General features: G+C 55.3%; 13 protein-coding genes, 3 tRNA genes and 2 rRNA genes. 9 read left to right on the plus strand and 9 right to left on the minus strand.

Annotated elements, in window-relative coordinates; all coding sequences use genetic code 11:
• Window positions 1-3: 3 nt before the first annotated feature.
• Window positions 4-942, minus strand: a complete 939-nt coding sequence (locus OR573_00275) for an AEC family transporter (protein ID XGA80134.1) — start codon at window positions 940-942, stop codon at window positions 4-6.
• A 156-nt stretch (window positions 943-1,098) separates the two neighbouring features.
• Between OR573_00275 and metF the strand changes: the two genes are divergently transcribed.
• On the plus strand, window positions 1,099-1,941 hold the full coding sequence (gene metF, locus OR573_00280; GenBank protein ID XGA80135.1) for a methylenetetrahydrofolate reductase [NAD(P)H]: 843 nt from the start codon (window positions 1,099-1,101) through the stop codon (window positions 1,939-1,941).
• Window positions 1,942-2,026: 85 nt separating this feature from the next.
• On the opposite strand, the gene OR573_00285 is transcribed toward metF, so the two are convergent.
• The 5 genes from OR573_00285 to prlC form a co-directional block, all read right to left on the minus strand.
• Window positions 2,027-4,225: a TRAP transporter fused permease subunit gene (locus tag OR573_00285; protein XGA80136.1), complete on the minus strand. Its 2,199-nt coding sequence runs from the start codon at window positions 4,223-4,225 to the stop codon at window positions 2,027-2,029.
• A gap of 105 nt (window positions 4,226-4,330) precedes the next feature.
• On the minus strand, window positions 4,331-5,311 hold the full coding sequence (locus OR573_00290; protein XGA81632.1) for a TAXI family TRAP transporter solute-binding subunit: 981 nt from the start codon (window positions 5,309-5,311) through the stop codon (window positions 4,331-4,333).
• 304 nt (window positions 5,312-5,615) lie between these two features.
• The gene (locus tag OR573_00295) at window positions 5,616-7,397 is read right to left on the minus strand and encodes a Na/Pi symporter (protein ID XGA80137.1); all 1,782 of its coding nucleotides are present in this window, start codon (window positions 7,395-7,397) and stop codon (window positions 5,616-5,618) included.
• Between the two features lie 35 nt (window positions 7,398-7,432).
• Entirely contained in the window at window positions 7,433-7,684 is a 252-nt protein-coding gene (locus OR573_00300) for a YheV family putative metal-binding protein (GenBank protein ID XGA80138.1), read from the minus strand.
• Between the two features lie 53 nt (window positions 7,685-7,737).
• Window positions 7,738-9,786 carry an oligopeptidase A gene (gene prlC, locus OR573_00305; GenBank protein XGA80139.1) on the minus strand — a complete coding sequence of 683 codons (2,049 nt, stop codon included), beginning with the start codon at window positions 9,784-9,786 and terminating at the stop codon, window positions 7,738-7,740.
• Window positions 9,787-9,969: 183 nt separating this feature from the next.
• Between prlC and OR573_00310 the strand changes: the two genes are divergently transcribed.
• The 3 genes from OR573_00310 (at window position 9,970) to OR573_00320 (ending at window position 12,723) form a co-directional block, all read left to right on the plus strand.
• Entirely contained in the window at window positions 9,970-11,310 is a 1,341-nt protein-coding gene (locus OR573_00310; GenBank protein XGA80140.1) for a sodium-dependent transporter, read from the plus strand.
• A 36-nt stretch (window positions 11,311-11,346) separates the two neighbouring features.
• Complete coding sequence (locus tag OR573_00315) at window positions 11,347-11,892, plus strand: gamma carbonic anhydrase family protein (GenBank protein XGA80141.1); 546 nt, start codon at window positions 11,347-11,349, stop codon at window positions 11,890-11,892.
• Window positions 11,893-12,051: 159 nt separating this feature from the next.
• The gene (locus OR573_00320) at window positions 12,052-12,723 is read left to right on the plus strand and encodes a metal-dependent hydrolase (protein ID XGA80142.1); all 672 of its coding nucleotides are present in this window, start codon (window positions 12,052-12,054) and stop codon (window positions 12,721-12,723) included.
• On the opposite strand, the gene OR573_00325 is transcribed toward OR573_00320, so the two are convergent.
• The 3 genes from OR573_00325 to OR573_00335 are packed head-to-tail and all read right to left on the minus strand — an operon-like array spanning window position 12,699 to window position 16,745.
• Window positions 12,699-14,081: a sigma-54 dependent transcriptional regulator gene (locus OR573_00325; GenBank protein ID XGA80143.1), complete on the minus strand. Its 1,383-nt coding sequence runs from the start codon at window positions 14,079-14,081 to the stop codon at window positions 12,699-12,701. The two genes, OR573_00320 and OR573_00325, sit on opposite strands and share 25 nt — an antisense overlap.
• Window positions 14,074-15,978, minus strand: a complete 1,905-nt coding sequence (locus OR573_00330; protein XGA80144.1) for an ATP-binding protein — start codon at window positions 15,976-15,978, stop codon at window positions 14,074-14,076. Before OR573_00330 ends, OR573_00325 begins: the two co-directional genes overlap by 8 nt.
• Window positions 15,975-16,745, minus strand: coding sequence for a GntR family transcriptional regulator (locus OR573_00335; GenBank protein ID XGA80145.1), 771 nt, complete (start codon window positions 16,743-16,745; stop codon window positions 15,975-15,977). The genes OR573_00330 and OR573_00335 overlap by 4 nt, the downstream gene beginning before the upstream one ends.
• A 693-nt stretch (window positions 16,746-17,438) precedes the next feature.
• Here OR573_00335 and OR573_00340 point away from each other — a divergent pair.
• From OR573_00340 to OR573_00360, 5 genes are all read left to right on the plus strand, one after another.
• Window positions 17,439-18,971, plus strand: a 16S ribosomal RNA gene (locus tag OR573_00340).
• A gap of 87 nt (window positions 18,972-19,058) precedes the next feature.
• Window positions 19,059-19,145: transfer RNA gene (locus tag OR573_00345), tRNA-OTHER, on the plus strand.
• Between the two features lie 9 nt (window positions 19,146-19,154).
• Window positions 19,155-19,231, plus strand: a tRNA-Ile gene (locus tag OR573_00350).
• A 24-nt stretch (window positions 19,232-19,255) separates the two neighbouring features.
• Window positions 19,256-19,331, plus strand: a tRNA-Ala gene (locus OR573_00355).
• Between the two features lie 351 nt (window positions 19,332-19,682).
• Window positions 19,683-22,571: ribosomal RNA gene (locus OR573_00360) — 23S ribosomal RNA — on the plus strand.
• The 16S and 23S rRNA genes sit together here with 3 tRNA genes alongside, the layout of an rRNA operon.
• Window positions 22,572-22,578 lie beyond the last annotated feature (7 nt).

The raw sequence follows: 22,578 nt of genomic DNA on the forward strand, positions 1-22,578 counted from the left end.
CGGTTAACCCAGCCCGCTGAGTGTAAACATTACCCCCAGATAGACAGGAATCAGCAAAGGCGCCATCAGGGTAGTCACCAGCACTGCCAAGGCGCCTTTCTGGGGTTGAATGCCCAGTTCCATGGCAACCACCACCACGTTAGCGGCCATGGGCACCACGCCCAGTAGCAGAATGGCCATGGCCAGCGGTGCCGGAATGTTAAGCCAATGCTGCAATACCAGCACACTCCCCAGGGTGGCGAGTGGCCACACGCCATAGCGTAAGGCAACACAGGCGCCAATCAGGCGTGAATCCCAGGCGGCCAGGGTGACGTGACTGAGCGTCATACCAATAATCATCATGCCTAGCAGCGTATAGGTGGCGGGAAATACATCCAGCGAGGTCATCAAGGCAGCGGGCAGTGTGATACCCAGTTGGGTCAACAATAGCGCTGCCAGAAAGGCATAGATCAGTGGCAGGCGGGCAATCTTGTTAAGGCTCTGGCGCACCGAGAACTGACCTCGGGCGCTGACATAAAAGCCGACGGTAAATTCGTACAGGGTGATACCCAGAATGCAGAACAGGTAAAGGGTGATACCTTCGGCGGGCAATATGATCAGCGCCACTGGCAAGCCAAAGTAGCCGGTGTTGCCCGTACCGGCGGAAAACGCCAGTAATGCTCCTTCCTGAGCACCGAAATAGCGTTGGGTAATAGCGCGTACCAGCAAGGCAATGGCACTGCTGGCAATGAACAGGATCAGGGTCAGCAGCAGATAGTCGGGTGTCGGGCCGCCGTTCATCAGAGCGCGAAAAAACGTCAGTGGTGCAATCAGATAAACCAGCAGGGTCGCAATGGGCTGGGGGTCAATTCTTAGCCCGCGAGCGGCAATCCAGCCAAGGCCGACAAACGACAGCAGCATAAGCAGAGGCCCGGTCAAAGCGCCGGCTGCAAGGTTTTCCATGAATTATTTTCCTGTTCCTTTTATGTCCAACATGAGCAGAATTAAAGTTGCTGTGTGGAATCTTTCATTAGCCGCGAACCCACGCACCAGCGAGAATACACCCTCATAAAGCGCCATTCTATCGGCGAGCCGAATTGACTGACTATGAGGATTACCATGAGCCGCCAAGAACACCCCCTCGGTATCAGCTTCGAATTCTTCCCTCCGAACACCGACGCCGGGCGTGAAAAGCTGATGCGCACCCGCGACCAGCTGGCGGCTTGCCATCCACGGTTTTTTTCGGTGACCTACGGTGCCGGTGGTTCGACCCAAGTGCGTACCCGCAATGCGGTGCGTGAAATCAGCCAGAGTGGCATCACCACTGCGCCGCACCTCTCGTGTATTGGTAGTGACAAGGCCCAATTACGTGACCTGCTTGCAGAATACCGTGAAGAAGGCGTTGATCGCCTGGTGGCCTTGCGTGGTGATATGCCTTCGGGCACTGCCAGCATGGGTGAGCTGCGTTATGCCAATGAGCTGGTCGAGTTTATTCGTGAAGAAACGGGAGACCATTTTGAGATTGCCGTGGGTGCCTATCCGGAATCTCACCCCGAGGCGCCAAACCTTGATAAAGACGTGGAAAATTTCGCCCGCAAGATGAAAGCGGGGGCCAATATAGCAATCACCCAGTATTTCTTTACTGCGGATGCCTATTTCAACTTTGTTGATAAGGCACGTGCACTGGGTGTTACGCAGCCGATTATTCCCGGCATCATGCCAATCACCAACTATACCAAGCTGGCACGTTTCTCTGATGCCTGCGGGGCAGAAATACCACGCTGGATCCGCAAGCAGTTGGAAAGTTACGCCGATGATAGTGAAGCGATTGCTGATTTTGGCAACGAAGTGGTGACGCGTCTGTGTGAGCGGCTGTTGGATGGCGGTGCACCAGGTCTGCATTTCTACACGCTGAACCAGTCTGCTCCGGTGCTGAAGATTGTTGATAATCTGACGGGTTAGGGTTTCAAACCGTGTGGCTAATATTAAAAACCCCCGCCTCTTGTGAGTGCGGGGGTTTTTGTCAGCGGCTTTATAAGCGCTGTCGCTAGCCGGTTGAGGCAGCGGCTTTGCCGTTGCCATGTAATCGGCGCTGCATGACAACGAGCGCAACACCAATCGCAAGTCCGGCAATGTCGGTATAGATACCGCCATAGATCATAAAGATAGCGCCTATCAGCATGACGACCCGCTGCCATGTTTTAACTGGCCCAAAGAACCACGCCTGAACCACACCGGCCAGCAGGATGATGCCCAGCGTCGCGGTGAGGCCAACGCGCAGGATCTGCATGGCGCTGCCTTCCATCAGCATGGCAGGGCTATAGAAGAACATGAACGGCACGATGAAAGCGGCCAGGCCGATCTTGAACGAAGCCACGGAAGTGCCCATGGCATTATCGCCGGAAATACCCGCCGCTGCGTAGGATGCCAGGGCGACCGGCGGTGTGATGGCAGATACCACCGCGAAATAGAACACGAAGAAGTGCGCAATCAACGGTTCAATGCCGATATTGATCAGGCCCGGTGCAACGACCGATGCTGCTACCGCATAAGCGGCCGTGGTCGGCATACCCATGCCGAGTAGAATCGAGATACACATGGCAAAGAACAGCGCCAACAGCTGGCTGACACCCGCGACACCTAGTAGCAGCGACGAGAAGCGTGCGCCAACCCCGGTCAGGGAGATAACCCCCACAATCAAGCCTGCACAGGCACATACCGCAATGATCTGGATCGACATGATACCCGCCAACTGCAGGGCGCGCAGGATGGCGGCAAGTCCCATCTTGTTGGGTGAAAGCCAGCTGACAACGGCAGCAGATGCTGTGGCCAGAGTACCGGCACGGATCACCGAATAACCCATGAACAGCGCCACAATCAGAATGATGATGGGAGCAAACAGATAAACCTGTTTGGCTAACTTACGGAACTGGGGAATTTCGTCTTCGCGCATGCCGCGCATGCCTTTACGGGCCGCTTCAAAGTCGACCATGCAGTAGACAGACAGGAAGTAAAGAATGGCGGGAATAATCGCGGCAATAGCAATCTCGGTATACGGGATACCGGTAATTTCCGCCATGATAAAGGCACCTGCACCCATGATGGGCGGCATGATCTGCCCACCGGTAGACGCAGCGGCTTCAATGGCCCCGGCGCTACGCCCTGGGTAGCCGACTTTTTTCATCAGTGGAATCGTCAGCGAGCCTGTGGAAACCACGTTACCCGCTGAAGTGCCGTTAATCATGCCCATCAGGCCGGAGGCAAAGATCGATACCTTGGCTGGGCCGCCCCGAGCGCGCCCGGCGGCCGCAAAGGCGAAGTTGACGAAATAGTCACCGACCTTGGATGCCTGCAGGAAGGCAGCGAAAATAATAAACAGGATGATATAGGTGGAAGACACCGCTGTGGTGGGGCCGAGGATGCCGGTATCGGTGTAGACCTGGCTGAAAAAGCGGTTGATCGATAAGCCGGGATAACCCAGAAAGCCCGGCAGATATGGGCCTGCAAACACATAAAGCAGAAAGACGACTGAAATGACCACCAGTGCCAGGCCAGCTACACGGCGGGTCAGTTCCAGAATCAGCAATGAACCGGCAACCGCGGCCCATGAAATACCCACGGGGGCAAAAGAAGTGCCGGTGGACATGCGCATATTGGTACTGAAGGCCAACAGCAGGTAACCAGCGCTGGCCAGGGCGCACACCATCAGTACCAGATCCGCCGGGTTGAAGCGGTGACGCACCTGACGATACACCCAAGAAAGCACGATGGCAGCAGCGGTCGTCAGCATCAGCGGGTAACCGTAATGCCAGGACTCTATGGTTGGATCAATGCGCATGGCACCGCCAGCCAAGGTCTGCTGCATCATGAAGACCTGGAACAGCGAATAGAGCGCCGGAAGCAGCAGCGCATAACTGAGCCATTTAAGCGCCACAGGGGATTCTTCATGCTCACTTTTCGCGAAATTACTGCCAGCATAGAGACCGTACCCAAGGATCAAGGCACCGGCAATGTGCACGATCCGGTAGGACCAGGTCTCCATGGGAAAGATATTCAGTGAAATCAGATGAAAAGAAGAGTAGGCAACCGCCATGGCCGCAAACAACCAGAACTGCCAGCCGTTAAACAGGCGACGGTTATTCTCGACGACTTCTTCATCAACGCCTTCAACAACCACGACATCGGGCTGTTCGTCCGATGCCTTACCCGGAAGGTCGCCAGAGTTGGGGTCAGATTTGTGACTCATAAGAGGTCACCCTCACAGCAATACAAACAGAAAAAGGGGGAGGTATAAGCAAAAGCTGCCCCGCCCGGTGACGCCGGTGCGGGGCAGGCTTTGAGTACTTAAGGTTTACTTGATCATGTCTTCAGCAATGTCATAACCGTTTTCTTCGTACCAGCGAGCAGCGCCCGGGTGGAAGGGCAGCACGGTATTCTTGTCGATATTTTCCGGAATGGTCGTGGCAGCACTGCGGTGAATGGAGCGCATACGGTCGTTCTGTTCCATGGTCACCTTGGTGACTTCATAGACAAAATCTTCCGGCAGGTCGCAGCCAGCAATGGCAAAGTTCCACATGGAAACCGCACGAGCATCTTCTTCCAGCGTCTGATAGGTGCTGGCCGGAATCATGAACTCAGCTACCGGGAAGTTTTCAAGAATGGTGTCCACTTCAGCATCAGTAAACTCGATGATGTTGACGTCAGTCTGTACTTCAAGCTGGCTGACGGCAGGAATCGGGATGCCTGCTGCAAAAGCAATAACGTCAAGCAGACCGTCCTGCAACTGGCCGCCCAGATCAGACCAGCCGCCGTTACGACGGTCAAATTCTACCCCCAGGGTTTCAAGCATTGCCGGGAAGTAGGTGTCTGAAGTGGATGCCGCCGGGCCGAAACCGATGCGAGCGCCGTCCGGGATGTCTTCAATCGACTCGATGTCGGATGAAGCCAGTGCGGTGATCGAGAAAGGCGTTTCGTACATCGGGAACATGGCACAGACATTATCCATTTCCAACCCGGGAGCCAGCGGGCTTTCGCCGTTAATGGCATCGGATGCCGGGCCCATGGTGGTTAGGCCAAAGGCAACATCGCCACCGTGTACCAGGGCTAGGTTCTGGGTCGGGCCGCCGGTCACCTCGCCACCGCCGGAAATGTCCAGCTCGTCGGCAATGAAGTTGGCCCAGCCTGAACCATAAACATAGTAGGTGCCACCTTGGCTTGCGGTGCCGACGGTAAAGTTATCCGGCCACTCGGAACGGTCAGCCTGGGCGTTGCCAGCGGCCAGCAGGGCCACACCGGCCAGCAGGGTGGCGGCGGTGGGCAAGGCATTTTTCATTGCAGTCTTTTTCATGCGCATGGCGAGGATTCCTGAAACTGTTATTAGATGTGAAATGATTCAATCACCTTATCATCAGAGGCGATGACATCAGTGTAGTCACTATTTAGATGATGTCGGGCACCTGTTAATAAGCGATTATTGTGCCATTGACTGCTTTTTTATTAATAAACAGTTATTTGTATTTTATGTTTTGAACTTTTGTCTAAATTGGTTGGTCGTGAAGTGTTAACAATTCCGCACGTTATAGCGGTTAGGGTGTGCGGTTTTTCGCACATTTTCCTGTGCTGTGGTTCTGGGCGCGTCAGTCAGGTGACGGGTGGTACTGCCATTCACTGGCCATTGACGGCATCAGGGCATCAATCAAGCGGCTGGCCTGATGGAAATCGTTCATCAGAGTAGAGGCTTGCGCTGGCGCCAGGCGCTGCTGGCGTAGGCGCCTGGCTGTTTCTTCCTGCCAGAACTGGCTGGCCGTGTAGATAGGCTCGGCAAGAGCGCTGGTGTTGACGGCGTTTTCCTTCGAGCGTCGATTGAGGTAGTTAAGGCCCTGGGCCAGTGCCAGGCGCAGGGCGTCATGACCTTCCCTTAGCGGGCTGTCAGAGGCGGCGTGGCGCAGCAGGCTGCGCTGCAGGACTTCACCAAAACGCACCGCTTCCACCAAGCGGAACGTTTGCTGTAAACGTGTTTCAAGGTAGTCTTGTTGATCGTCTGCCAGAGGAGCTTCAAGGCGCGCGTAGAATGCCAGGATTTCGCTTAACAGTGGTTTGATGCGTTCATGGTAGCGCTCATTGACGGCCGGCCAGCGTTGGGCATCAATGGCCTGTTCAATTTTCTCTCTTGTCGGCAGGTGGCCCAGCGCATCGGCACTGCGTATCAGCAAGGCATTGCAAAGCAGGTGGTAAGCGCGCCTTTCAAGCCGTCGGCATTCCTGGTCGAGGGCATTCAGGGCGGTATCCGGGTGCTGCAGGGCAGTGGCATCCAGGTAGCGCGCCTGAGCGCGATCGAGATGATGGGCAGGAGAAGGCAAAAGGCGTTCCAGCCAGTTTGCCAGTGGCGTGATAAAGGGCAGCATCAACACGATGCCCAAAACATTGAACAAGGTATGAAACAGCGCCAGCTTAAGCGGCCAGGCCTCAGCGTCAATGCCGATCAGGGCGCTGGAAAAGTCCACCACCCAAGCCAATGGCAGCAGTAACGTAAGCGCTACCCCAGCCGTTAACAGGTTGAAAACGATATGCGCCCCGGCCAGCCGTTGCGCAGCCGTGCTGGCGCCCAGCGCGCCGAGTAAGGCGGTCACTGTGGTGCCTACGTTGGCACCTACCGCCACTGCCAGGGCGGGTAGGTAGTCCAATTGGCCGCTGGACAGCGCCGCCAGGGTAATCAGCAAGGTCGCATGGCTGGACTGCATGACCACAGTCGCTATCACGCCAAACAGTACGTAGAGCGGCCAGTGCCAGAATTGGGTGCCCGCCAACCCGGCCAGCGAAAGGCTATCCTGCCAGTCACTGAACCCCATCTTCATAAAATCAATGCCCAAAAATAAAAGACCAATACCCATCAGCAGATGGGCATAGCCGCGCAATGATTTGGGAAGCAGGCGAGCGCCGAGCAAGCCGACCGCCAGAAAGGGCATGGCATAACGTGCCAGATCAAATGATAGCCCGAAGGTGGCCATCAGCCAGGCGCCGGTGGTAGTGCCCAGGTTGGCACCGAACAGCAGGGCAATACCGGCGGGCAGGGTGACCAGGCCTGCGCTGACAAACGACATGCTCAGCAATGTCATCAGGGAGCTGGATTGCAGGGTAGCCGTGGTAGCGGCCCCGAACAGGATGGCGCGAGGTCGGGTGTGGGTCGCCTGTTGAAGCCAGCGTTCCAGTTTGCCGCCCGAGAGCTGCTTGATACCCTTTTCCAGGTACTTCATGCCCCATAAAAACAGCCCTAACCCGGCAGCCAGGGTCGCCAGATCAAGATAGGACATCAGCACAGCAGTCGCCGCAATAAGGCCGATAATCACCAGCCGGGTAGTGAGTGCTGGATGCGCATGGGCATGTTTACGCCAGTGGCCAAGCTGGGCGGCAAATGGCATCGCAGGCTCCCTGAACAAGGTTAAGTATCGTTACCTTACTTCGATGAGCTGCCGGGGTCGAGAATACGTACCGTCTGGATATCCTGCTGCTTTTGCTCTTCACGCAGTTTGTTGACGCGGGTCTGTAATTCCGGAGCAGTTTCATCTTCAATGGGCAGCTGCTCAAAGAAATCACAGCTGACGCATTCGCGATAACGGATGCCGTTCTGCTCCCAGGAGCGAATACGATCCATTTCGGCACAGCGTGGGCAGGTAACCCCTGCAATAAAGCGTTTTACCGTTGACATAATAGGCTCCACGCGTGGCCTTGAAGGGCCACGCGGCTGATGGGAGTGGGTGTTCAGGCGGCGCGAATGCCGCTATGGCGCAACAAGGGTTCAACGCTGGGTTCGCGGCCGCGAAACGCTGCGAACAGTTCGGCAGCATCGCGAGCGCCACCCTGCTCCAGAATATGCTGACGAAAGCGCTGGCCAGTCGTCGGGTCGAAAATCCCCTCTTCTTCAAAGGCGCTCCAAGCGTCGGCGGACAAGACTTCCGCCCACTTGTAGCTGTAGTAGCCCGCCGCATAGCCACCAGCAAAAATGTGCCCGAAGCTGTTCTGGAAACGATTGAAAGGCACAGCAGGCATCACCGCCACCTGTTGGCGCACCTCATCCAGCAGTGCCTGGATATGGGAAGCATCTGGCGCTGAAGCTTGATGATGCAGACGCAGGTCAAACAGTGAAAATTCGAGTTGGCGCACCATTCCCATGGCGGACTGGAAGTTCTTGGCGGCTTGCAGGCGTTCAAGCAGTTCACCCGGCAAGGGTTCATCAGTATCAATATGTGCCGCTAGAAGATCCAACCCTTCACGCTCCCAGCAATAATTTTCCATGAACTGGCTGGGCAGCTCGACCGCATCCCAGGCGACACCATTAATGCCGGAAATATCGGCAATCGTCTGGCGGGTCAGCATGTGGTGTAGCCCGTGGCCAAATTCATGGAACAGGGTAGTGACTTCATCATGAGTGAGCAGCGCGGGCTTGTCGCCTACCGGTGGGGTGAAATTGCAGGTCAGGAAGGCTACCGGCAGCTGCAGGCCATCGGACGTCTGGCGGCGAACACGGCAATCGGCCATCCAGGCACCGCCGCGCTTGCCTTCGCGGGCGTAGAGGTCGAGGTAAAAACCGGCAATGGGGGTGTCATTTTCGGTAATCTGAAAATAGCGGACATCCGGGTGGTAACAGGTGACCTGCTCATCTTCTTCAAAACGCACACCGTAGAGGCGCTCTACCACACTGAATAACCCCTCAACCACGCGGGGAGCCGGGAAGTAGGGGCGTAGCTGCTCCTGGGAAATCGCGTGACGTGCCTCGCGCAGCTTTTCGCTGGCATAGCCCACATCCCAGGGCTGTAGGTTTTCCAGCCCCAGCTCCTGTGAAGCAAAATCCTGCAGCTCGGCAAACTCTTCGCGTGCCTGAGGCACCGCGCGCTGGGTCAGGTCGTTCAGGAAATCCAGCACCTGCTCGGGGGAGTCCGCCATCTTGGTGGCCAGTGAGTAATCTGCATAGGTAGCAAAGCCCAGCAGTGCAGCTAGCTCGCTGCGTAATGCCAGTATCTCTTCCATGATAGCAGCATTATCAAACTGGCCAGCATTCGGACCCTGATCTGAGGCGCGGGTGACAAAGGCGGTATAGACTTCTTCGCGCAGGGCGCGGTCGTTGGCATAGGTAAGCACCGGATAAAAACTCGGGAAATCCAGCGTGATCCGGTAACCGTCGATGCCTTTGGCCTCTGCCAGGGAGTGCAGGGTAGCCAGCGCGCTTTCCGGCACGCCGGCCAGATCGTCAGCGTTTTCGATATCTTTGTGCCAGGCCTGAGTGGCATCCAGCACGTTATTGGAATACTGGTTGGTCAGCGTCGACAGGCGCGACTTGATCTCGCCATAGCGGGCTTTCTGCTCCGCTGGCAGGTCAACCCCCGCGAGGCGGAAATCGCGCAGCGCGTTCTCGACCGCACGTTTTTGAGCGGCGTCGAGGTCTGCCCAGCCAGGACCTTCCCTCAGGGCCTGGTAGGCATTGAACAAGCCTTCGTGCTGGCCAACCCAGGTGCTGAAGTCAGAGAGTTTGCCAATGCAGGCTTCATAGGCCTCACGTAGCTCGGGGCTGTTCATGGTGCCGTTGAGGTGTGAAATCGGGGACCAGGCATTGGATAGGCGGTCGTTAACGTCTTCAAGCGGGGCCGCGAAATTTTCCCAGCTGGGAGGCGTGTTGGTGGCCTGTTGGGCCAGTGCCTCAATGCGTTGACGGCTTTCTTCAAGCAGGCTGTCGAGGGCTGGCACGACATGCTGAGCGCGAATTTCATCAAAAGACGGCAGGGTGTGCGCAGCGAGCAGGGGGTTATTAGGCATGGCGACCTCAGTAGGAAAATTGCGGGGCAATATACATTTCCTATAGAGTGCGGGCGCGCTGACGAGGTTTCAATCCTCACGTTAGCTTAATCTCTGATGCCAACCACGGTTTGGCACGTTTTATCCGCTGTCTATTTTGGTGGGCGGTGCTTTTTTATTAACAGTGAGTGAACGGGGCAGGTCATGAGTGAAACACTGGAGCGCTGGGGATCAAGACGTGCTTTTATTCTGGCCGTCACCGGTGCCGCTGTTGGGCTAGGTAATATCTGGCGGTTTCCCTATATCGCTGGTGAAAACGGCGGGGCGGCTTTCCTGCTGGTGTACATCGCCTTTGTGCTGCTGCTGGGGTTGCCTGTCATGATGGCGGAAATCATGGTGGGAAGAGCCGGGCGGCGCGGGCCGATTCAGGCGCTGGGCACCTTGGCGGCAGAAGGCGGCGGCTCGCCACACTGGCGCTGGTTGGGCGCCTTTGGTGCCTTTACAGTGTTCTGTATTCTGTCGTTCTATTCGGTGGTGTCTGGCTGGTCGATTGAGTTTCTGGTGGCTTCTATCAACGGACAGTTCAGCGGTGCCACCGCGCAGGAAATCGGCGCAGGGTTTGATGCCTTTCTGGCCAATCCAGGATTGCTGGTCTTCAACCACACCCTGTTTCTGTTCATGACCATGAGCGTGGTGGCCGCGGGCGTTGCCAAAGGGCTGGAGCGGCTGAATAATCTTTTGATGCCGCTGCTTTATCTGCTGTTAGTAACGCTGGCCATCTATGCCAGCACCACAGAGGGCTTTGTGCCAGCGCTGGTTTGGCTATTCAAACCGTCAATGGCGTTGATAACGCCAACGGTGATTCTGCATGCCATGGGGCACGCCTTTTTCACCCTGGCCGTTGGTGCCTGCGCACTGATGGCGTATGGCGCCTATATGCCGGATAAGCAAAGCCTGCCAAAAGCCGCTGCTGCTGTCGCCGTGCTGGATATCAGCGTTGCGCTACTCGCAGGTATTGCGATCTTTGCCGTGGTGTTTGCTCAGGGGCTTGACCCGACCCAAGGCCCGGGGCTGATGTTTGTGACTCTGCCCATTGCCTTCTCAGGGCTGCCGTGGGGCGCGGTCTGGCTGAGCATTTTCTTTCTGCTATTACTGCTGGCTACCTGGACATCGGCGATCAATCTGGCGGAGCCTATGGTGGCGACTCTCCAGGGCGCAGGCTTGAAACGTGGCAAGGCAACGGCAGCCGTGGCGCTGGGTGTCTGGTTGATGGGGCTGTTATCCGCGCTATCATTTTCGACGCTGGCAGATTTTCGGCCCTTGTTCGGGCGCAATGTGTTTGAGTTGGTCAGCAGCATTCCGCCGGATATTTTTCTTCCGCTGGGCGGCATGCTGATTGCTGTCTTTGCCGCTTGGGTCATGCCTCAACACAAAGCGCAACAGGCGCTAGGTAACAGCGGTTGGGGCTTTTATCTGTGGCTCAATGTGGTGCGCTGGATAGCCATTCCACTGACCTTTATCGTATTGTTGAGCGCACTGTTTTAAGTCTAAATACGGGTGTGAATCAATCAGGAGTCAGCAATGAGCAATGCTTTAAGAAGCTATCAGGGCAGCGAGCCGCAGTTGGGCGAGCGGGTTTACATTGATCCTGCCTGCACGGTGATCGGCGATGTGGTGCTGGGCGATGACTGTTCGGTCTGGCCGATGACGGTGATTCGCGGTGATATGCACCGTATCCGTATCGGCGCACGGGTCAGCGTGCAGGATGGCAGCGTGCTGCATATTACTCATGCCAGCGACTATAACCCCGAGGGTTTTCCGCTGACGTTAGGCGATGATGTCACCGTTGGCCACAAGGCGATTCTGCATGGTTGCACGCTGGGAAGTCGTATTCTGGTAGGGATGGGCGCCATTGTGATGGATGGCGCTGTGGTGGAAGATGAAGTGATTATTGCCGCCGGGGCCGTGGTGACACCTGGCAAACAGCTGGAAAGTGGCTACGTCTACGCAGGCAACCCTGCCCGGCAGCTGCGGCCGCTTAAGGACAAAGAGCGTGCTTTCTTCGCCTACACCGCCGGTAACTACGTCAAGCTGAAAGACCGCTTCCTGGCAGAAGCCAACGATTAACGGGTTGACAGTTGATGGTGTGACTTACTTGTTTAACTGCCGATTAACTATCTTCTAACTCTCTGCCAGGCGGTACTTTTTCCTTGTTTTTTGCTGAAAAGCCATGTTGCGGCGGAATGAAATCTGGTAATTTATACAGCTTTCAGGATGCCGCATGACATGGCTAATTTTCGCACGCATATTTCAGTTGCAGCGGTAGGTGGGGCAGTGCTGGCATTTGTGGGTTGTCAGGCCCAGTGGTGGCCTGCGTCCCAAGCTCTGTTGATAGGTGTGCTGACCGCTTTTGGTGGCATCCTGCCAGACATTGATGCTGACAGATCACGTTCTATTCGTTTGATTTTCAGTCTGTTATCGGTGCCAGCTCTAGTGCTGGGCGTTATTGTGCTGCAAGGTTGGCTGTCTCCTGGGTCGCTTTTGGTAGCGTGCGGTGGGATTTATCTGCTGGTGCGTTATGTAGGCAGCGCGGTGTTTGCCTATCTGACGGTACACCGTGGCGTGTGGCATTCACTACTGGCCGGGGCGCTCTGCGGTATGGCCGCAGCGGCCATCAGCTTTCAGCTGTTGGTGCAGTCAGCCTGGTTTGCCTGGTCCCATGGGCTGGCAATAGCGGTGGGGTTTGTCATTCACCTTGTGCTGGATGAAATTTACAGCGTCGACCTGGAAGGCGCCCGCCTTAAACGCTCTTTTGGAACGGCGCTAAAACTGGCGGATGCCCGCCGTCCGCTGGCCAGCCTGCTGATGCTGATTGCCACGCTGACACTGGTCCCCTGGTTGCCACCCTGGGCCGACCTTTGGGAGCTGCTCCATCAGGGGTCACTTTTGTGGCGGTAATCTTCTGCTTGTAACGCATGCTTTTTGAGCTTGTCGTAAAGCGTCTTGCGCGGCAGGCATAGATGCTCGCAGACTTGGGTCACCCGCCCATGATGACGCGCCAGCGACTGGCTGATCAGGCTTTTTTCGAACAGCTCTACCTGGCGCGTCAGTGAGGTTGTCTGGGTTTCTGTGTTATCGCCTTCCAGCAGAGCCGCCAGGCGATAGTCAAACGCCGCCCCTAGCAGGACATAGCGTTCGGCCAGATTGCGCAGTTCGCGTACATTGCCAGGCCAGTCGTGAGCCAGCAAGGCGGCAATGGCGTGACTGTCAAGCGGGGGGGCTTCCAGCCCGCTGCGGTTAGCCGCGATGACAGCAAAATGCTGGAACAATAGCGGAATATCCTCACGTCGTTCGCGCAGGGCAGGCAGTGGCAAAGTAACAACGTTCAACCGGTAGTAAAGGTCTTCACGGAAGCGGCCGGCTTCTGAGGCGGCTTTAAGGTCAACCTTGGTGGCGGCAATAACACGAATATCCAGTTTGATCACATCATTGGCACCGAGGCGTTCAATGCTGCGCTCCTGAAGCACGCGCAACAGCTTGACCTGCAGCGCCAGAGGCATGGATTCAATTTCATCAAGAAAGACAGTGCCGCCATTAGCGTGCTCAAACTTGCCAATACGGCGTTCAACCGCGCCGGTGAAGGCCCCTTTCTCGTGGCCAAAAAGTTCTGACTCAATAGTGTTTTCAGGCACTGCACCACAATTGATTGCCATGAAAGGGTGATGACGTCGACGGCTGCGCTCATGAATGGCCCGCGCGACCAGATCCTTGCCCGTGCCGGTTTCCCCAAACAGCAATACATCCGTCTCAACCTGGCTGATGCGCTGGATCATGGCCGCAAGACGCGAAATGGTTTCGGTGCGCCCGACAAGGCGCGGCCCAAGTGCTGCTTGCTGAGCTTCCAGTTCGGCCTTGAGGCGATCATTCTCCAGGCTGAGCTGGCGCTTCTCAATACCTCGTCGCACCACATCAAGCAGTTGATCACCCGCAAACGGTTTCTCCAGAAAATCCCAGGCGCCGGCGCGCATGGCTTCAACAGCGGTGGAGATATCGCCGTGGCCGGTAATCAGAATAATCGGCAGCGTCGGGTCGCGTTCGCGCAGGGTGCGCAGCAACGTCATGCCATCCATGCCCGGCATGCGGATATCACTGACGATTACGCCTGGAAAGTTGGGCGTCAGGGCATCGAGTGCCTGTTCGGCAGACTCAAAGCAGTGTGGCGTATAACCGCCCAGTTCAAGGGTCTGGCTGGCGGTGATGCGCAAGTGCTCTTCGTCGTCGATCACCATGACGGGCAGTGTCGACGGGTCATGCATGAGAGAGATGCTCCATTGAGGTGTCCGGGGCCATGGCAAGGGGGAGAATAATACTGAACTGAGCACCGCCCGTGGGGTGGTTGCAGGCCTTCAGCTGGCCACCCAGATCCTCCATGATACGTGATGAAATGGAAAGCCCCAGTCCCAAGCCGTTGCCGGGTGCCTTGGTGGTAAAAAAAGGCGCGAAGATCTGGTTGATATGGGCGCTGTCGATACCCGGCCCATTATCAATAATATGAATATGCACATTTGTCTCATCTGCTTCCACGCGCACGATAAGGCGTGGGGCAGAGCTATCTGTCATGGCCTGTAAGGCATTGCTGATCAGGTTGACGATCACTTGTTCAAGACGTACCAGATCACCTTTGACCCATAGAGTCGCCACAGGTAATTGCTGCTCAACCTTAACCTGACTGTCACGTAGACGGCTATGAAACAGGCGCAAGGCATATTCTATGCACGACTGTACGGCGATATTTTCCTGACGCTCGCTGCTTTTGCGCGAAAACTGACGAAGCTGGGCGCTGATATCCGCCATGCGATGAGTCAGTTCGACAATCTGTTCCAGGTTGGCGTCTGTCTGGTTAAGCCGTGACAGAGCCAGAAAGCGCCGGGCATTTTCAGCATAGGCACGAATGGCCGCCAAGGGTTGGTTGAGTTCGTGATTGATGCCAGCCGCCAGCTGGCCTAACACGGCAAGTTTGGCCGCCTGGATCAGCTCGTCCTGGGTCTGGCGCAGATTTTCCTCGGCGCGGCGGCGCTCCTCAATTTCAGCTGAAAGGCGCTGGTTGCTTGCCACCAGGTCCCGGGTTCGCCGCTCAACACTTTCTTCAAGCTCGTCGCGAACCCGCGCCAGGGTGAGCCTTTCCCGCTCAGCAAAGGTTTCGCGTTCGCGGCGCAAACGCAAGCGCTGCCAGCCTATCCCGCCGCCGAGGGCAACAACACCATAAAGACCACCGGCCATCAGGGCTGCCAGCCACTGTGCGCTGGTGACAGTGTCTAGTGGTTTGAGGATATGAATGTCCCATTCAAACTCTGCTATCGGGCGGGTCAGGCGTAAAAAGCGTTCATCCTCTAACACGCCGCGTGAAAAGCTGACGATATGGGCATCTGCCGAGTGAGTTTCTTCTATGACGATGCCTGATGCATTTAACGGCTCGACCGCATAGCGTCGAGTGTTGCGCAGCATTTCGCGCTGTTGGTCAGAAAGTGGGTAAAGTGCATTCATGCGTAATTCAGGCTTGCTGGCCATGAAGATGATGTCATCACTATCAGTGACAAATAGCGTTGCTTCCTGCTCGGCCCAGCTTTGTTCAACGTCATCGAGTAGCACCTTGATGACCATGACACCATCTGGGCGAGCATCAGGAGACGTATCTTCCAGATAAACCGGAGATGAAAAATAGTAGCCACGTTCGCGTGATTGTACGCCTAGCCCATAAAAGCGCCCTTGGCCACCGGCAATGGCATCACGGTAATAACTGCGAAACGCGTAGTTCTGGCCGATAAAGGTATTGGGGCGGTGCCAGTTGCTAGCGGCAATGGTATCGCCTCGTTCATCAAGCAGATAAACATCGGAAACCCCTGCGGTGAAGCGAAAACGGTCAAGTAGCAGATTGAGTGGCATCGGGTCCTGATTATCCGGTGAGGCAAGAAATCGCTGGACGCCTTCGCGAGTGGCGAGCATTTGCGGCAGGTAGTCGTAACGCAGTAAATAGCCGTTCAGGTGAGCGGCTGACAGGCGCAACTCGTTCTCGGCATCTTCGCGTAAGTTTTCCAACGCCTGTTCGCGGGCGATCTGGGAGGCTTGCCAGATGCACAATAAAAGGCCGAGAGAGACCAGCGTCAGAGCAAACCATCGCCAACGTAATGGAGGCCGCTGAGCTTTTTTAATCATGCGCTGGTCACACCTCCTTGTGCTCTGCGTAAGGCACGCTGCGCACGGGTTTCAGCGCGGGCCATTTCCATCAAGCCTTCTTCTACAAACACCAGATGCTCATGTGCACGGCTACGGGCGTCTTCGGCGCGCCCATCAAGGATGGCATCCAACAAGGCGCGATGTTGCTTCATTAATTGGCTGCGAGAATCGGGTTTGGCAAAAAGAAAGGCCAGGTTATCGACAATGCTCTGTTCCAGTAGGTGAAAGATGCCGCGTATGGTGTGAAGCAACAGTACGTTATGTGCTGCTTCAGCAATGGAAAGGTGAAAGGCAGCATCAAGTTTGGCTTCTGCGGCAGGATCCTTGCCAGCAAAGCCATTGTTGAGCTCTTCAAAGCGCTGAATCAGAATAGCCTTATCGGCAGGGGTTGAACGCAGAGCGGCATAATAGGCCGAGATCCCTTCCATTGCATCGCGAAACTCAAGCAGGTCAAGGTGAAACTCTTCGTGCCGCGTCAGCATTTCCAGCAAAGGGTCTGTGTAGCCACTATTAAGATCGTCGTTGACGAAATTGCCCCCGCCCTGGCGGCTGACCAGCAACCCTCTGGCGGCCAGTTTTTGAATGGCTTCGCGCAGCGAGGGGCGTGAAACTCCGAACTGCTGGGCCAGTTCGCGCTCAGGTGGCAAGCGTTGCCCAGGCTTAAGGCTGCCTTCAAGCATCATCGCTTCAAGGCGTTCAGTAATCACGTCGGCCAATCTAGGTTGACGAAGAGGTGTATAGGACATCGTTAGCTCCTTGATTGGCAGAGCCAATGCAAAAGTTCAGCTATCATTCTATATGGGTCAGCGGGAAAGATAGCGACTAATTGGTTTTACCAATTTATAGCTATCGATGCGAGTATGAAAAAGTAGCGGTGAGGCGTTATGTTGATCATAAAGCCTGACAGCTGACGTTTTTTGCACTATTGTTCAAATAGCCCTTGCATCCCTGCCGGCAAATCCGTAGAGTACGCATCCGCTGCCGGAGACGCACAGCGTTACCAGCGGTACTTATTCGTAGGTTCGGAGGTGAAAACCTTCGGTTTGTCAGAGGGTTAGAGAAAACGTCGGCGAGAAGTTGTCGCGTCTAATTTTCCTCGCTGAAATCGATCGCAACACGGTATCGAAATCAGCAGTTGACAAACACACAGGAATGCGTAGAATACGCCTTCCTCGCTGAGGCAAGTCATTCAGGTCACCGAATGACAAAGGTTAATAACCGTCTCGCGAACAGCTCTTTAAAAATTTGATCAGGTAATTCATGTGGGCGCTTGCCGATGAGGGTGATAAATCACCAGCTATCAAGGCAAGCGGTCATGAGAACGACAGTTTTTAAACGTAAGTTTTTAAACAATAGTTGAATGAATTCGTTTGAACCTTGAGCCAAGTTTGATGCGCTTTTGTTGCCTTTGGGTGATGAGTAAGCATCACAATGATTTTAAACTGAAGAGTTTGATCATGGCTCAGATTGAACGCTGGCGGCAGGCCTAACACATGCAAGTCGAGCGGTAACAGGGGTAGCTTGCTACCCGCTGACGAGCGGCGGACGGGTGAGTAATGCATAGGAATTTACCCGATAGTGGGGGATAACCTGGGGAAACCCAGGCTAATACCGCATACGTCCTACGGGAGAAAGGGGGCTTTGGCTCTCGCTATCGGATGAGTCTATGCCGGATTAGCTGGTTGGTGAGGTAATGGCTCACCAAGGCGACGATCCGTAGCTGGTCTGAGAGGATGATCAGCCACATCGGGACTGAGACACGGCCCGAACTCCTACGGGAGGCAGCAGTGGGGAATATTGGACAATGGGCGCAAGCCTGATCCAGCCATGCCGCGTGTGTGAAGAAGGCCCTCGGGTTGTAAAGCACTTTCAGCGAGGAAGAACGCCTGGCGGTTAATACCCGCCAGGAAAGACATCACTCGCAGAAGAAGCACCGGCTAACTCCGTGCCAGCAGCCGCGGTAATACGGAGGGTGCAAGCGTTAATCGGAATTACTGGGCGTAAAGCGCGCGTAGGTGGCTTGATAAGCCGGTTGTGAAAGCCCCGGGCTCAACCTGGGAACGGCATCCGGAACTGTCAGGCTAGAGTGCAGGAGAGGAAGGTAGAATTCCCGGTGTAGCGGTGAAATGCGTAGAGATCGGGAGGAATACCAGTGGCGAAGGCGGCCTTCTGGACTGACACTGACACTGAGGTGCGAAAGCGTGGGTAGCAAACAGGATTAGATACCCTGGTAGTCCACGCCGTAAACGATGTCGACCAGCCGTTGGGTGCCTAGCGCACTTTGTGGCGAAGTTAACGCGATAAGTCGACCGCCTGGGGAGTACGGCCGCAAGGTTAAAACTCAAATGAATTGACGGGGGCCCGCACAAGCGGTGGAGCATGTGGTTTAATTCGATGCAACGCGAAGAACCTTACCTACTCTTGACATCCTGCGAACTGGTGAGAGATCACTGGGTGCCTTCGGGAACGCAGAGACAGGTGCTGCATGGCTGTCGTCAGCTCGTGTTGTGAAATGTTGGGTTAAGTCCCGTAACGAGCGCAACCCTTGTCCTTATTTGCCAGCACGTAATGGTGGGAACTCTAAGGAGACTGCCGGTGACAAACCGGAGGAAGGTGGGGACGACGTCAAGTCATCATGGCCCTTACGAGTAGGGCTACACACGTGCTACAATGGCCGGTACAAAGGGCGGCGAGCTCGCGAGAGTCAGCGAATCCCTTAAAGCCGGTCTCAGTCCGGATCGGAGTCTGCAACTCGACTCCGTGAAGTCGGAATCGCTAGTAATCGTGAATCAGAATGTCACGGTGAATACGTTCCCGGGCCTTGTACACACCGCCCGTCACACCATGGGAGTGGACTGCACCAGAAGTGGTTAGCCTAACGCAAGAGGGCGATCACCACGGTGTGGTTCATGACTGGGGTGAAGTCGTAACAAGGTAGCCGTAGGGGAACCTGCGGCTGGATCACCTCCTTAAACGATGCATCATCTCTCGCGGTAAGCGCTCACAATGAATTACCTGATCAGATAATAGAGCAAACGGTTTAAGCATGATTCCCTCTTGGGTCTGTAGCTCAGTTGGTTAGAGCGCACCCCCTGACCTTATATAGAAAGTAGGGTGAGGTCGGCAAGTTGACTTGTTAGGATTCATCAGTAAATGGGTCTGTAGCTCAGTTGGTTAGAGCGCACCCCTGATAAGGGTGAGGTCGGCAGTTCAAGTCTGCCCAGACCCACCATTTACGCCGGTAAATCTGTAAAATGGGGCCATAGCTCAGCTGGGAGAGCGCCTGCCTTGCACGCAGGAGGTCAGCGGTTCGATCCCGCTTGGCTCCACCATTATTGTAGATATGGAACTGACCCTGTTACGGTCAGCGGCTCGAGCGAAACGTCGCACCGCCCGCTTGGCTTCACCATTGTCCAGCATACTAACAACCGTTTGTTGATGTTTTGTGACCATTGATAAGTCAGAACGTGATTAATACGCTGGCTTATCACTGTTCATCGAACAGTCGCTCTTTAACAAGATATATCAAGCTGATAAACCTTTTGAAAGGTCAGATATTAATAACGCTCTGCGTTGTGAATACCTGCCTGAAAAAAGGTGTACGTAGTAAATTGTTGTGTGATACGTCTCAAGCGTATCCGGCAATCGTTATCATTGCGCGACCAGACTCCTTCGGGTTATAGGGTCAAGCAATGAAGCGCACACGGTGGATGCCTAGGCAGCCAGAGGCGATGAAAGACGTGGAAGCCTGCGATAAGGCTCGGCGAGGTGGCAAACAACCTGTGACCCGGGCATTTCTGAATGGGGAAACCCACTCATCACAAGATGAGTATCCTGCACTGAATACATAGGTGACAGGAGGCGAACCAGGGGAACTGAAACATCTAAGTACCCTGAGGAAAAGAAATCAACCGAGATTCCCCTAGTAGCGGCGAGCGAACGGGGACCAGCCCTTAAGCATGTGACTGATTAGGCGAATGCGCTGGGAAGCGCGGCCATAGTGGGTGATAGCCCCGTAGTCGAAAATCTGATCATGTGAAATCGAGTAGGTCGGGGCACGAGAAACCTTGACTGAAGACGGGGGGACCATCCTCCAAGGCTAAATACTCCTGGCTGACCGATAGTGAACCAGTACCGTGAGGGAAAGGCGAAAAGAACCCCGGAGAGGGGAGTGAAATAGACCCTGAAACCGTGTGCGTACAAGCAGTCGGAGCGGACTTGTTCCGTGACGGCGTACCTTTTGTATAATGGGTCAGCGACTTATATTCTGTGGCGAGGTTAACCGATTAGGGGAGCCGTAGCGAAAGCGAGTCTTAACTGGGCGATGCAGTCGCAGGATATAGACCCGAAACCGAGCGATCTATCCATGAGCAGGGTGAAGATTGAGTAACATCAATTGGAGGCCCGAACCAGGATCTGTTGAAAAAGATTTGGATGACTTGTGGATCGGAGTGAAAGGCTAATCAAGCTCGGAGATAGCTGGTTCTCCTCGAAAGCTATTTAGGTAGCGCCTCATGTAGCACCACCGGGGGTAGAGCACTGTTTCGGCTAGGGGGTCATCCCGACTTACCAACCCGAGGCAAACTCCGAATACCGGTGAGTGACGCGTGGGAGACACACAGCGGGTGCTAACGTCCGTTGTGAAAAGGGAAACAACCCAGACCGTCAGCTAAGGTCCCGAAATCCTGATTAAGTGGGAAACGATGTGGGAAGGCTCAGACAGCTAGGAGGTTGGCTTAGAAGCAGCCATCCTTTAAAGAAAGCGTAATAGCTCACTAGTCGAGTCGGCCTGCGCGGAAGATGTAACGGGGCTAAATCAGGTACCGAAGCTACGGGTTCATCCTCTGGATGAGCGGTAGAGGAGCGTCGTGTAAGCCAATGAAGGGGAATTGAGAAGTTCGCTGGAGGTATCACGAGTGCGAATGCTGACATGAGTAACGATAAAGGGCGTGAAAAACGCCCTCGCCGGAAGACCAAGGGTTTCTGTTCGACGCTAATCGGAGCAGAGTGAGTCGGCCCCTAAGGCGAGGCCGAAAGGCGTAGTCGATGGGAAACGGGTCAATATTCCCGTACCGGACATGATTGCGATGGGGGGACGGAGAAGGCTAGGTGAGCCAGGCGTTGGTTGTCCTGGTGAAAGCAAGTAGGCCGAGTGCTCAGGTAAATCCGGGCGCTTAAAGCCGAGATGCGAAACGAACTGACCACGGTCAGGAAGTCACTGATGCCACGCTTCCAGGAAAAGCCTCTAAGCTTCAGATCATGTGCGACCGTACCCCAAACCGACACAGGTGGTCAGGGTGAGAATCCCAAGGCGCTTGAGAGAACTCGGGTGAAGGAACTAGGCAAAATGGTGCCGTAACTTCGGGAGAAGGCACGCCGGCGTAGGGTGACGAGACTTGCTCTCCAAGCCCGAACCGGTCGAAGATACCAGGTGGCTGCAACTGTTTAGTAAAAACACAGCACTCTGCCAAGTCGCAAGACGACGTATAGGGTGTGACGCCTGCCCGGTGCCGGAAGGTTAAGTGATGGTGTTATCCTCGGAGAAGCTCTTGATCGAAGCCCCGGTAAACGGCGGCCGTAACTATAACGGTCCTAAGGTAGCGAAATTCCTTGTCGGGTAAGTTCCGACCTGCACGAATGGCGTAATGATGGCCACGCTGTCTCCACCCGAGACTCAGTGAAATTGAAATCGCCGTGAAGATGCGGTGTACCCGCGGCTAGACGGAAAGACCCCGTGAACCTTTACTATAGCTTCACACTGGACGCTGATGTTGCCTGTGTAGGATAGCTGGGAGGCTTTGAACCTCGGACGCCAGTTCGAGCGGAGCCACCCTTGAAATACCAGCCTGGCATCATTGGCGTTCTCACTCAGGTCCGTTATCCGGATCGAGGACAGTGTGTGGTGGGTAGTTTGACTGGGGCGGTCTCCTCCCAAAGCGTAACGGAGGAGCACGAAGGTACCCTCAGCACGGTCGGACATCGTGCAATGAGTGCAAGAGCATAAGGGTGCTTGACTGCGAGACAGACACGTCGAGCAGGTGCGAAAGCAGGTTCTAGTGATCCGGTGGTTCTGTATGGAAGGGCCATCGCTCAACGGATAAAAGGTACTCCGGGGATAACAGGCTGATACCGCCCAAGAGTTCACATCGACGGCGGTGTTTGGCACCTCGATGTCGGCTCATCACATCCTGGGGCTGAAGTCGGTCCCAAGGGTATGGCTGTTCGCCATTTAAAGTGGTACGCGAGCTGGGTTTAGAACGTCGTGAGACAGTTCGGTCCCTATCTGCCGTGGGCGTAGGATGTTTGAGAAGGGCTGCTCCTAGTACGAGAGGACCGGAGTGGACGCACCTCTGGTGTTCCGGTTGTCACGCCAGTGGCATTGCCGGGTAGCTAAGTGCGGACGGGATAACCGCTGAAAGCATCTAAGCGGGAAGCCCCCTTCAAGATGAGACATCCCTGAGGCCTAGAGCCTCCTGAAGGGCCCAGCGAGACCAGCTGGTTGATAGGCACGGTGTGGAAGCGCTGCAAGGCGTTGAGCTAACGTGTACTAATGGCCCGTGAGGCTTGACCCTATAACAC

It is taken from the genome of Halomonas sp. CH40, assembly GCA_041875495.1.
GTDB lineage: Bacteria > Pseudomonadota > Gammaproteobacteria > Pseudomonadales > Halomonadaceae > Vreelandella.